The organism is Paenibacillus sp. P36, from assembly GCF_045866505.1.
Classification (GTDB): domain Bacteria; phylum Bacillota; class Bacilli; order Paenibacillales; family NBRC-103111; genus Paenibacillus_E; species Paenibacillus_E chondroitinus.
Window position 1 is genome coordinate 3,935,570 of the sequence record NZ_AP038372.1, and the last position, 13,005, is coordinate 3,948,574.

At 45.3% G+C, this 13,005-nt stretch carries 8 protein-coding genes and 1 pseudogene; 6 read left to right on the plus strand and 3 right to left on the minus strand.

Going from position 1 to position 13,005, the window contains the following annotated elements:
* Window positions 1-188: 188 nt before the first annotated feature.
* The 3 genes from ACKTT9_RS17675 (at window position 189) to ACKTT9_RS17685 (ending at window position 5,129) form a co-directional block, all read left to right on the plus strand.
* Window positions 189-2,645, plus strand: a complete 2,457-nt coding sequence (locus ACKTT9_RS17675; protein WP_407872601.1) for a prolyl oligopeptidase family serine peptidase — start codon at window positions 189-191, stop codon at window positions 2,643-2,645.
* 150 nt (window positions 2,646-2,795) lie between these two features.
* A complete protein-coding gene (locus tag ACKTT9_RS17680) occupies window positions 2,796-4,589 on the plus strand; it encodes a protein adenylyltransferase SelO family protein (protein WP_407872602.1) in 1,794 nt (597 codons plus the stop codon).
* Between the two features lie 30 nt (window positions 4,590-4,619).
* Window positions 4,620-5,129 (plus strand): DUF402 domain-containing protein, encoded by a 510-nt coding sequence (locus ACKTT9_RS17685; RefSeq protein ID WP_407872603.1) that lies wholly within the window; start codon window positions 4,620-4,622, stop codon window positions 5,127-5,129.
* 66 nt (window positions 5,130-5,195) lie between these two features.
* On the opposite strand, the gene ACKTT9_RS17690 is transcribed toward ACKTT9_RS17685, so the two are convergent.
* A complete protein-coding gene (locus ACKTT9_RS17690; protein ID WP_407872604.1) occupies window positions 5,196-6,683 on the minus strand; it encodes an MFS transporter in 1,488 nt (495 codons plus the stop codon).
* Between the two features lie 236 nt (window positions 6,684-6,919).
* Here ACKTT9_RS17690 and ACKTT9_RS17695 point away from each other — a divergent pair, with 236 nt between their 5' ends.
* The 3 genes and pseudogenes from ACKTT9_RS17695 (at window position 6,920) to ACKTT9_RS17705 (ending at window position 9,611) form a co-directional block, all read left to right on the plus strand.
* Window positions 6,920-7,483: a TetR/AcrR family transcriptional regulator gene (locus ACKTT9_RS17695; protein WP_407872605.1), complete on the plus strand. Its 564-nt coding sequence runs from the start codon at window positions 6,920-6,922 to the stop codon at window positions 7,481-7,483.
* Window positions 7,484-7,592: 109 nt separating this feature from the next.
* Window positions 7,593-8,509: pseudogene (locus ACKTT9_RS17700) on the plus strand (phosphotransferase).
* Window positions 8,510-8,534: 25 nt separating this feature from the next.
* Window positions 8,535-9,611 (plus strand): NAD(P)H-dependent flavin oxidoreductase, encoded by a 1,077-nt coding sequence (locus ACKTT9_RS17705; RefSeq protein ID WP_407872606.1) that lies wholly within the window; start codon window positions 8,535-8,537, stop codon window positions 9,609-9,611.
* Between the two features lie 49 nt (window positions 9,612-9,660).
* On the opposite strand, the gene ACKTT9_RS17710 is transcribed toward ACKTT9_RS17705, so the two are convergent.
* Window positions 9,661-11,103 carry a response regulator gene (locus ACKTT9_RS17710; RefSeq protein WP_407872607.1) on the minus strand — a complete coding sequence of 481 codons (1,443 nt, stop codon included), beginning with the start codon at window positions 11,101-11,103 and terminating at the stop codon, window positions 9,661-9,663.
* A complete protein-coding gene (locus ACKTT9_RS17715; protein WP_407872608.1) occupies window positions 11,100-12,809 on the minus strand; it encodes a sensor histidine kinase in 1,710 nt (569 codons plus the stop codon). Before ACKTT9_RS17715 ends, ACKTT9_RS17710 begins: the two co-directional genes overlap by 4 nt.
* Window positions 12,810-13,005 lie beyond the last annotated feature (196 nt).

A 13,005-nucleotide genomic window follows, 5' to 3' on the forward strand; every position in this document is an offset into this window, starting at 1 on the left:
CCTCTATCTTCCACCTATATTCCGTTTTCATACATGTGAAAGGCTAAAGGAACAATATGAATTGTTATGGGTAATTCTACCTATTACTTTTCTACTCTACAAGTCTATCAATTTCTCATTTGTTGGGATATAATGGGACACGTTCCGTATTATTGATGTCGCATGTATTTTACAGGAGGATGGTCAGGATGGTCTCATTTCGTAAAGGGGTAGCTTCCCTGTTAGCGGCAGTATGGATAGCGGCGATTTCGCTGCCAGTCGGGGCACAGGCAAGCAGCGATGCAGTCGCGTTTCCGGATGTGCCGGCAGATTATTATGCAAGTCAAGAGATTGCTCAGCTCAAAGACAAAGGTATCGTGGATGCCGAAGAAGACGGAGGCTTTCATCCGGACGATGCCGTTACACGCGGAGATGCCGCTAAATGGTTGAGCAAAGCGCTTAAGCTCAAAAAGCCGACATCGTTGAATGGCTTTACGGACGTTGCAGTAAACAGCCCCTACGCTGAAGCAGTCAATGCATTGAAAGAACAAAACATTGTGCAAGGCAGCGATGGCATGTACCAACCGGATGCGCTCCTGACACGCGAACAGATGGCAAGCTTGCTGGTGCGTGCTTTCCTATTGAAGGATAACGGCATCCAAGCATGGCTTAAGGATGAAGCAACGATCGGCAAAGCACATCATGACGATGTCTTGAAGTTAAAGCAAAATTTTATTACTGAGCAATTAACGTTTATGCCTCAGGATCAGGTAACTCGCGCTCAGCTAGTCTTATTTTTATTCCGAACGATTTCTCAAAAAGAAGAAACAGGGCAAGGTCCTGTTTCACTGGATGACTTTTTGCAACTTCCGAATAAAGCCCAGATGCGGTTATCGCCGGATAGTAAATCCCTGGCTTACTTGCAGCCATGGGAAAACCGCATGAACCTATATATCCAAAAGGTTGGTGACTCGGAAGGTACGAGAATCACTACTTCCAAAGATGAGAATATTAATGGCATATATTGGATAACCGATAAAGTACTGATTTACAAGATGGATAAAGGAGGTACGGAAAACACACATATTCATGTTGTGAACGTTGACGGTTCGGGTGATAAAGACTTAACGCCATATGCGAATGTAAAAGCTGAACTCCTGGATGTGCTGCCTTCCAAAAGCGAAAGTGACATTGAGTTGTTGCTAACCATGAATAAGCGAGATCCCAAAGTGATGGACGTTTATCGGGTTAATCTCCGTTCAGGTGATACGAATATGCAAGTTCAGAATCCTGGAAACGTCAAATTTTGGGTAACGGATAACTGGGGGAAGGTTCGTGCCGCAATTGCTGTAGACGGTGAAGCCACAAGCCTTCTATACCGTGATAATGAAAACAAAGATTTTGATAAAATTGATACGTTTGACCGCAAAGATACCTTTATTCCAGCTATGTTTACGTTCAATGACACGCAAATCTACGCTGTTTCCAATGTAGGGCGTGATAAGCAGGCTCTCGTGAAATATGATCCGCTTACCAAGAAAGAGACGGAAGTCATTTATGTCAATGATGAGGTAGATCTCTCTAATTTTATCGTTTCCTATAAGAACAAATCGATTGCAGCTGTTATGTATGAGACGGAAGACATGAAATTGCATGCCTTGGATCATGAATTTGAAGATTTGTTCCAAAAAATCGGGGATAGACTGCAAACTCCCCATTGGGGCTTAATCGGATCGCCGGACAGGGATATATTACTGTTATATACATATAGCGATAAATCTTATGGCAGCTATTATCTCTATGACCGAAAAGCGCTTAAGATGGAGAAGATTGCAGACATCCAACCAACGTTTGATGAGAAAAAGATGGCGGATATGCAGCCAATTTCTTTTAAAAGTAGAGATGGACTTACGATCCATGGGTATTTAACGCTTCCCAAAGGTGGAGCATCGACCCAATTGCCCGTTGTCGTCAATCCGCATGGTGGACCTTGGGCCCGCGATTCCTGGGATTTCAATATGGAAGCTCAACTACTGGCGAGTCAAGGGTATGCGGTGCTGCAGCTAAATTTCCGCGGGTCTTCAGGCTACGGGAAAGCGTTCATGAACGCGGGAGATAAGCAGTGGGGCAAAAATATGCAAAACGACATCACGGACGGTGTGAATTGGCTGATTAAAAGGGGAACTGCTGATCCTGAGCGCATTGCCATTTATGGAGCATCCTATGGGGGATACGCGACATTGGCAGGGGTGACGTTAACGCCCGATTTGTATGCCGCGGGTGTGGATTTTGTAGGACCTTCCAATCTAATTACTTTCTTGAACACGATTCCGCCATACTGGTCCTTGGACCGTTCCATAATGTATCAGCAGGTTGGTGACCCTGTCAAGGATAAGAAGCTGCTTGAAGCGGCATCGCCAGTCCTGCATGTCGACCAAATAAAAGCGCCGTTAATGATCGCACAAGGTGTCAATGATCCTAGAGTGAATAAAGCAGAATCGGATCAAATGGTCGCCGCGCTGCGTAAATTGGATGTAGATGTCCCTTACATGCTCAAGAAAAATGAGGGTCATGGGTATCAAAAACAGGAAAACGTACACGACTTTTATGAAGCACTTATTCATTTCTTAAATAAAAACGTGAAAAACAAGAAAAAATCTGCGTAATCATATATACATTTCTAAGTGCCAAGCACCTTGACTTTATGGGTTGCTTGGCACTTTTTTTCTTTACTAAGACCTGATTTGCTGGAGAAGTAGGCGGATGATATGATTAGTGGATCAGAATAATTTGTTTTTTTGATATAGGAGGCTACCGTGGACAAAATATCAATCCCTGAATTATTTAAAAAACTAGAAACAGAAGAAGTCCTGTTGCTCGATGTCCGTAGCAAGGAAACCGCTTCTGAATATACACCAGAGCATAATAACCTTCATCGCATTCACATTGAAAAAGGTGAAATTAACAACTGGTCGGAAAGTACCGCTGCTGAACTTCAAAAAATCGCCGACGGTAAGACGCTGTACGTCACTTGTTCAGGAGGCAACTCAGGGACGAATTGTGCCATTTTGCTGCGCGAGAAGGGATTTGACGCGGTCACCGTCGATGGCGGAATGCGTGCTTGGCAGGCTGAATTGTCAAAACACGAGGGCGAAAATGAGCGCGGCTGGAATTTTGACAACAGTTATGCTCGTCTGCCGAAACTATTTTATAGCCGGATCAACCCGACGCCTGTTCCTTCACCAGAAATCGTTATTTTCAACGATAAGTTGGCTGCATCGCTAGGTCTAGATATCCAGGAGCTTCAAGGAGCTGATGGCGCGGAGATTTTCGGGGGCAACCAACTCCCTGAAGGTGCTTCGCCACTTGCTCAAGCTTATGCGGGGCATCAATTTGGATATTTTAATATGTTAGGAGACGGCCGGACTAATCTGCTCGGTGAACATATTACTCCTCAAGGCGTCCGAGTTGATATTCAGCTAAAAGGAGCAGGACCTACCATTTACTCCCGCGGTGGAGATGGTCGAGCGGCACTTGGTCCTATGCTGCGTGAATATATCATAAGTGAAGCCATGAGCGCATTAGGTATCCCAACAACCCGCAGTTTAGCGGTGGTTACGACGGGGGAAACCGTGTATCGTGAAACCGAGCAGCAAGGAGCAATTGTTACTCGTATAGCTGCTAGTCATATACGTGTTGGTACTTTTCAATTTGCCGCAAAATTCGGCACTCCTCAGGATCTTCGTGCTATGGCTGACTACACGTTGCAGAGGCATTTTGCAGAAGTTGCAGCAGATGAGAACCGCTACCTATCGCTGCTTAATGAAGTGATAAAACGCCAGGCTGATCTTATCGCCAAATGGCAGCTTGTTGGGTTTATTCATGGCGTGATGAACACAGATAACATGGCGCTTAGCGGTGAAACGATCGATTATGGTCCTTGCGCTTTTATGGATGTGTATGACCCAGCTACTGTGTTCAGTTCCATTGACTCGCAAGGGCGCTATGCATATGGCAACCAGCCGCGCATTGCGGCTTGGAATCTTGCAAGATTTGCTGAAACTTTATTGCCATTATTAAGTGAGAATGAGGAAGAAGCCATAAAAATTGCTGAAAATGCGCTTGCTAATTTTTCAGAACGGTATCATCGGAATTGGCTGTCTGGAATGAGAGCGAAATTGGGGATTTTTAACGAAGAGGTTCAAGACGTTACCTTAATCGAAGAACTGCTCAGTATGATGCACAAATACGGGGAAGATTTCACGAACACGTTCCGTGCGTTAACCTTGGATAAACCTGAGGAGACATTCCTGTTCGGGACCGCGGAATTCGCTCAGTGGTATGAGCAATGGCAGGCAAGATTAGGCAGGCAGCAGGAAACGAAAGACTTGTCACAGAAGTTAATGCTCACCAGCAATCCTGCCATTATTCCACGCAATCATCGCGTAGAAGAAGCACTGGAAGCAGCTGTGAAACAAGGAGATTATAGTGTCATGGAACGGCTTCTTCATGTGCTCTCCAATCCATTCGCGCATACAACCGAGCATTCGGAATATTCCGCACTGCCGGCTCAAACTGCTCGTCCTTACCGGACTTATTGCGGAACCTAGAATCGAATTGGATAACGTGAGGATAACAGCATGGATAATCAAATAACAATTCAAGCCTTGAAATACGGAAATGTTCCTCATTACCAATGGAACACAACGTTATTGGAAAAGACGGATTCTCATATTTTTGTCTTGGGCCAAAAGGGAAGACAGTTACATCATTATACGAAGCAAAAAGTGTTTACGATGGAGACATGGACGATTGAATTTTTTTCATTTGATTCGTGGTTTACGGTAAGTGCTGACATCGTCGGCGGCAAGGTCCGCCAGTATTATTGCAATATTAACCAACCTGCCAAATTGGATGGGAATAAAGTTTCCTTTGTAGATTTAGATCTGGACTATATTCAGATAGGCGGCGAATGGATGGTTGTTGATGAAGACGAATTTGCGAGCAATGCCGTCAAGTTTGCTTATCCAACCGATTTGATTCAGCAAGCTCGTCAGGAATTAGAGGGGTTAAAGGAGCGGGTTCGTCGTAACCTGTTCCCTTTTGATGGCTCGCTAGCCAAGCATATAGCGCTTGTTCCGAGCGAATAGCGAAGAGGCTCTCCCGGAGGTCATGTCATGACCTCCGGGAGAGCCTCTTTTTGCATAATGTCAAGCTTAATGCACGCTGACTTCACTAATTTCGACTTGAGGAGACTGTATTTCTTTACGCGCGTGTTTCTTCTGAATGAGCACAATAATGGCTATAAGCGACAGCGCCATAAAGACGACAGAACCTGTGATGGAAGCTGCGGAGGCGTGAGCGAGTACATACCGAGCTTGGTCTTGTTGCGCTGCTTCTGCAAGCGGATGAGTAACGGCTTCGCGGCTCGCTGAACCAAACACGGTAATCAAGATAGCAAGCCCCAAGGAAGCGCCTGTTTGATGAGCGACATTCACAAGACCGGAAGCTGCACCTGCGTCGCTGCGTTCAACACCGGCGATTCCGGATGATGTAAGAGGGATAAAGACGACCCCAGCCCCAATACCCAAAATCACTAACGGAATCGCGATATTTGGAAAATAGGAAGTATCTACGGTGATGCGGCTTAACCAGAACATCCCGATAAGAGCAAGGAATACGCCGCCGATCATCAATCTTGTGCCTCCAAAGCGTGATAGCAACCGAGGAACGGCATAGACCATGCTAAACATGACGCCAGTCATTGGTAGAAAAGCAATCCCAGCAACGAGTGCATTAAAGTTCGTTACACCTTGCAGGAATTGCGTTAGAAAAAAGAACATGGCAGACATGCCGCCTACAAACAGAAGTCGCGCTAAGTAAGCGCCAGTGCGTTCACGGCTTGCGAACAAGCGGAGCGGTGTAATCGGCTGTTCGGCTTTCTTTTCGATACGGATAAAGAGGGCTAACAGTACGATCCCGATAAGGAAGGATGCGATCGTCCCAACATTGCTCCAGCCGTTAGAGGCTGCGCGGACAAAGCCGTATACAATGGAAGTCATTCCGACTGTTGAAGTGGCGGCGCCTGAGAAATCGAAGCGGCCGTTTAACCGCGGCGTTTCTTTGAGATAACGTGGAGCTAAAAGAATAAGTGCGATACCAATAGGTACATTGATGAACATGCCTAAGCGCCAAGATATCAAATCTGTCAGAACGCCTCCGAGCACAAGTCCGACGCTCCCGCCGGCACCGGACACGGCGCTATAGAGGGAGATTGCGCGCGTCCGCTCTTTGCCTTCCGGAAAGCTAACCATAAGCAGCGCAAGCGTTGATGGTGCGGCAAAAGCGGCAGCTAAGCCTTGAATCGATCGAGCGATTAGCAAGCTCTCAGCGGAGTTGGCGAAGCCAGCGATTAACGATGCCAGCGTGAATACGGCGATGCCGGCCATAAAGACGCGTCTGCGTCCTAAGAGATCGCCCGCTCTTGCTCCGAGCAGCAGAAGTCCGCCGAAGGTTAATGAGTAAGCATTTTGCACCCAGGATAAATCTGTTGCAGACAGGTGCAAGTTGCGTCCGATCTCCGGCAGCGAAGTAATAACAATCGAGCCGTCTAAAATAATCATAAGTTGGCATGCAAGTATAATGGCCAGAACGATCGGTGACGTGCTTGATCGTCCATTTAAAGCAGAAGCGGATGAAGACATGTGTGTGATCTCCCTTTCGTATTTGGAGTGTTTGTTCCAACACATCATAAGGCCTGAGAAAGAAGAAGTCAACACATTTTTGGAGTGAACATTCCAAATGTATGAAGGATTCATCAGAAATAGCGTCACTTCGCCGCATTTTTATTGAAAAAACCATGAAATTACAGAATATACATTCCGAATACTTGACGTTCCAAGTTGTACATACTAAAGTTGAGGTTAACGAGGTGTGTATAATGAGTAAACGAGAAGATATCTTGAATGCTACGTTGGATTTAATAGATGAAGAAGGGCTGCAGGCCGTTACTTTCGCCAAAATTATGAAAAGAGCGAATGTAGGCTCGGGTACAGTTTTTAACTATTTCAGCAATAAGGAAGAGCTTATCAATGAGCTGTATCGGGAATGTCGAATTCTTCTCGGTGATCACCTGATGATGGGCTACGATGCGGAGTTAAGCTTGTATGAGCGCTTTAAATGTCTTCATACGAACAGGATTCGTTTCGCAGTGGAATTTCCCAAGCATTTCCGATTCATCGATGCTTATTCGTATTCGCCTTGCATCAAACCTGAATTACGCAAACTGGAAGATGATAGTGTTTCTCGCGAAGCGATCCTGGCTCTGATTAGAGAAGGGCAGAGAAACGGCGTCATTCGGGAATTGGATGTGAATTTTTGCAATTCCATCACATATGGGATTGTTTCGTCCATTGTCAAAGGCTACTATGTGAAGAAATTTGAGCTATCGGATATCAAAATCCAACAGACGATAGAGGCTTCTTGGAAAGCTATTTTAGTTTAAATTGGATCGTATATTCCAATAAAGCAAGGAAAAAGAAAGCTTTCATCACCCGCGCATTGCGCGGTTTTCTTTTTTTGAGTTGATTTTGATGAAGAGGCGGTAGAGGCAATTGGGAGGTTCGAATCTTTGGGATGCGGAGTGGGAGGTTTCAGAGGATTTAGCTCAGAAGTTAATCACAAGCCAGTTTCCCCAGCTAGCGCATTTAACGATACATAAACTTGGATATGGCTGGGATAATACCGTATACCGCGTAGGTGATGATTTCGTTTTCCGCTTTCCAAGAAGAAAAGTGGCGATTGCTCCATTACAAATGGAGGGCAAAATTTTACCGATGCTTGAGGCGTATATACCCATTCCCTATGCTAAACCGCTATATTTTGGTGAAGGCGACTATGAATATCCGGCACCTTTTCTTGGATATGCTTATTTAACAGGCAATTTCCCTATTGGATTGACGGATGAGCAACGAACGTTATCAGCACCTATTCTTGCCCAATTTTTAAAAAGGCTTCATTCATTTCCTGTTCAATTTGCTGTAGAGAGCGGAATCCAGTTTGACCATAGGAATCTAACCGATATTGCATTACGAAAAGAGAAAATGCTAGGTTTTCTAGCTGATCTCAGAGCTCATATCAGTGATGAAGATTATCAGGCAATGGCCGATTATTTGCATGAACTAAACACAGAACCAGTAGAACCAAGACATATCTTTCTGCATGGTGATTTGCATTTTAAAAATATGCTGGTAGACGAGCACGGAGCCATTTCCGGTATCATAGACTGGGGGGATATGAATATCGGCCACCCTGCCTGTGACTTGAATGTTGTTTATAGCTTTTTACCACCAGGTGCTCGTGCGAGTTTTTTGCCGAGTATGGAGAAGTGGATGAAGAGACGAATCGTTTAGCTCGTTTAATCGCCGTGTACATACCTATGTTGATCTGGATGCAGGCCATTGATGACCAAGAGGCTGCAGTTGCCGAAGAGGCAAAAACAATTATTGCGCGTGCGCTCGCTGATGCTTAGCGCGTTTCAAAGGAGACATAAGAACATGAGCCTTCAACTTACAACGGATATTTGCCGCATTTTTAAAATCAAATACCCCCTATTTTTGGCCGGAATGGCAGGGGTTCCAGGCACTGTGAATCTAGCGGCAGCCGTTTCCAATGCCGGTGGATTCGGCACGATAGGTGCCGCTTATATGACACCGGACGCGATTCGAGTGGCTATCCGGGAGTTAAGGGAGTTGACGGATGCTCCCTTCGGAGTCAATCTATTTGCGATTCGGGTGCCTGACAACAACACGAGAACACAAATCGTGCAACAGGAACTTAACAAGGTGCGCGGCCAACTGGGGATAGCGGAAGCTACTGGGGAAAACGTCGGCACTCCTGATTATTTCGATGAGCAAATCGCTGTTTTACTGGAAGAGAAGGTGCCAGTCATTAGCACGGCTTTCGGTGTTGTTTCGGAATCTGATAGGCAGAAGGCAAAAGCAGCTGGCTTACGAATTGTTACGATGGTCACGACTGTGCAAGAAGCTATCTTGGCTGAACAGGCCGGTTGCGATGCGATAGTGGCACAAGGCAGCGAAGCAGGAGGGCATCGTGGAACCTTTGACATTTCGAGCCATCCGATGGGAGCCAATATTGGCACCATGGCCTTGGTACCGCAAATCGTGGATCAAGTTCGCATTCCTGTTATTGCCGCTGGAGGGATCATGGACGGACGTGGTCTCGTTGCAGCGCTTGCCCTTGGCGCCCAAGGCGTACAAATGGGAACCCGGTTCTTGACCGCTTTTGAATCAGGTGCGAATGTGGCGTACAAAGAAGCGCTTTTGAGAAGTACGGAGGAAAGCACCGTTATCACGAAGGCATTCTCAGGCCGCCCGGCGAGAGGCATTGTGAACTCGTTTATTCGGCAATGGGACGAGCGAGGCGTTGAACCGCTGCCGTTCCCGACCCAGAATACGATTACAAGAGATATTCGAAATGCTTCGGCTGAGCAGCGTAATGCGGAATATATGTCTTTATGGGCCGGGCAAGGGACCAGAATGCTAACGGACGGAGAGAAAGCCGGGAATCTGATCGAGGAGATCATGCAGCAGGCGAGTTCGATTCTCAAGTAAAAGAAAAGAAGCAATTGGCGGGGAAGCTGCCAATTGCTTCTTTTTACTTTTAAATCGATGAACTTCCGAGCCGGTATTGTCCGGGCGTTGTGTTTTCAAATTTTTTAAACACTTTGAAAAAATGCCGCGGATTTTCATAACCGACGAGTTCAGCAATGGTATTGATCGGCCAGTCAGGATGATCCTGCATGAACTGCTTGGCTTTGGCGAGCCGAAACGTATGCAAGTAATGAAGGAAGGTGAGGTCCATCTCTTTGCGAAACAGCATGCTGATGTAATTCGGATGCATTTGCACATGGTCGGCAACCACATCGAGAGATAAATCCAACTTATAGTTTTGTTCGACAAAGGAAACGATTTTATCGATAGCTTGCGTGTGTGGCTGACTGTGCTCAGGACGCCGCTCAAAGGGGAGGAGCTGTCCTGTGGTTTTAGAATGAGTAGCGAAATCAGGCATTGTGCCAACTATTTGGTTGTGATCACTAACAAGACTGAGAAACAACTCACGAAGTCTGATCTTGTGATCACAGTCAGGGAAATGAAGGTGCAGAGAATGCATCTCTTTTTCGATTTGCTCGAAAGCAATCAAGTAATTGTTCGCTTGGACTGGAGCCAATTCATGGCCGCTAGGTTCAGCATCTTTTCGATATACGCTGAAGCTGCAGTTTTCGAAGTGCCGGTTAAATAGCATGGCAGCCACCGCTTCCATGTAAAGCTCCCGCAAGCTATCTATATCCATGATTCTGCCGCTGCCGCCAATGGCAAGCCCGCTGTTTTGCGTGTTTCCGCTCTCTACTAAATCACCACAAGCATGCTGCAGCTCTGCCTCTGATGGCACATGCATCCCGTTCAGGATAAGCACAGTTTGCCTTAAAAACCGGGATTGAAAAGTGTAAGCCCTAAACTGCATCTCAGATAGCACGTTACACATCTGTTTCATGCGTTCAACCGTTAACATCGGCGTATCTTCATTAGGTTGAAAAACGAGGATTGTCATAAACGGATCAGGTAGAAGCGTGTGCAGCTGCTCCGGCTTGAGCGGCATGTCCTCATAGGGCATATCATAAAGGAGATGCTCCTTCAGCATCAGCAGGTCATGTTCTCTCATTTGGCGCTGTTCGATCCGAATCGTCTGTTCAACTTTTTCGAGCACGCCTACCAGTTCCACCTTATTAATTGGTTTTAATAAATAGTCAACGACTTGGTAACGCAGCGCTTGTCTAGCATACGCAAAGTCGTCGTAACCGGTAATAATTACGAAGCGGTTGCCAAAATGCTGCGCTTGTACTTCTTTAATAAGCGCGAGCCCGTCCATTTCAGGCATATGAATATCCGTTAGGATCAAATCGGGCTGAAAGGTTGCCAGCTTGTGCAGCGCGTCAATACCATCACTTGCTCCGACAATTTCGGTAAAAGAAGTGTTCGCTTTCTCTATCATACGAATAATGCCATTCAATATGATCGGTTCGTCATCGACAACCATAAGCTTCATTGAGCTGCCCCCTTGCCTAATTTGAGTAAACAAGTCGTTCCCTCGTTAAGTTTACTCGTGATCTGGGTACCTGAACCTTCGCCAAAAAACATTTTGATGCGTTCACTGACATTCACGATGCCGAGTCCGCCACCGCCGCTCTGCAGGTGAGAAGCATCCATTTTACCATTTAAAACACCTTGAACCCGTGCCAACCGATCTTCTCTAATACCCGCTCCCGTATCGCTAACAGAAATAAACATGAACGTGGCATCTTCCCAAATACGAATGGAGAGGGTAACTTGTTTTCTTACGGTTGCAATCCCATGGACGATACTATTTTCAATGATTGGCTGCAAAATATAGTGGGGACAAATAAAATGATCGATCGCTGCGTCAATCATGAAACTTACTTGCAGCCGGTCACCGAGCCTGATTTGCTGAATTTTGATATAGTCTTTGACATTTTCAACTTCTTCTTTCAAGGTCGTTTCATTTTTCGATCCCGATAAACTGTAGCGGAACAGCTTGCCTAATGTATAGGACATTTCGGCCGCTTCCGGATCATCATTTGCTTCTGCGATCATGCGTATGGATTCAAGCGTATTGTAGAGAAAATGAGGTTTGATTTGTGCTTGCATCATCTGATAAGCGGATTCTTTCCGCAGCATTTCAGAGCGGTGCACGGTATTGACCAGCTCGTCCATTCGCCGGATCATGGCATTATAAGAGGAGGTCAGATGCCCAACTTCATCTTTATTAATTTCTCCTACATACAGGGGGAAGTGGTTTTCATCGACACGCCGCATATGCTTGGAAAGCTTCAAAATCCGTTTCGTAATGGAACTTGCGATTAAGTAGTACATACCGGATAACGTTAATAATAGGATGGTTACGATCATCACAAGAACATATTTGTTTTTCTTAATTCCGCTAAAGACATCATCTACTTGCTCCATCATAACAAAATGCAGCTTCAAACTGTCAGCATAAAAGGATTCAATCAACATTTTATCTCCGCCTACAGTTTGATAGTAGTACTTCATGTTGGTTTGGAAGGCATCGTCCAATAGGGACTTTTCTGAAACTTTATTTAGTGAAATTTTCTCAATACGCGAGATGACTTGGTGATCCTGATCAAGCACATACAGATTGCTTTTGCTATTCAAATTTAACGATTCAAACAGCGGTTTAATCAGCTTGGAGGTAACTTTAATATCGAGTAGGCCGATGTCCTGCTCAAAATTCCGATTCCCTATTTTGTGAACATAATGGAGGTCGATGTTTGGATCGGATACATTGCTGAACGTTATCCATTTGCCTACACCCAACGGGAGCTTCCTGATGCCTTCTCCTAACTTGAACTCGTCCATTCTGGCCATTTCCGGTCGGAAAATCATCCCATTTTGCTGTTCCATGTAAATCGTCATACCATCAATCATTCGATTGGATGACAGGATATAGGAAAATAAAGGGCGAATATAGGTCAAGAAGTTGGAAACTTGTTCAAAATCGGTCCGATAATTCCCGCTTAGATAAGCGATCGTATTGGAATTATTTTGGAATAGCTGATAGGCGGACTCAATCTGCACCGTGCTGATGCTTATATTATTTAACACTTGATTCACGATTTTTTGTCTGCCTTGCGCGTATTCTTCCAGAAAGCTGTTATAGTTCTGATTATAAAGGAATAGTCCGAAAGAGATGATCGGAATAAAGATGATCACGATGTAGCCTATCGCCATTTTTTTGACAATAGACAAGTTCTGATAGTTGAAAGCAAGCTTCTTTGGAATGAGGCACACCACCTTATGAATGGACAGTTCATCTTAAAAATGATCCCTATAAATTTGTTCGACAGTCCATTATGATAGTCCTTGTAAGCGCTTAAACAAATAGGTTATTAAATGCATCTTGGAGGGA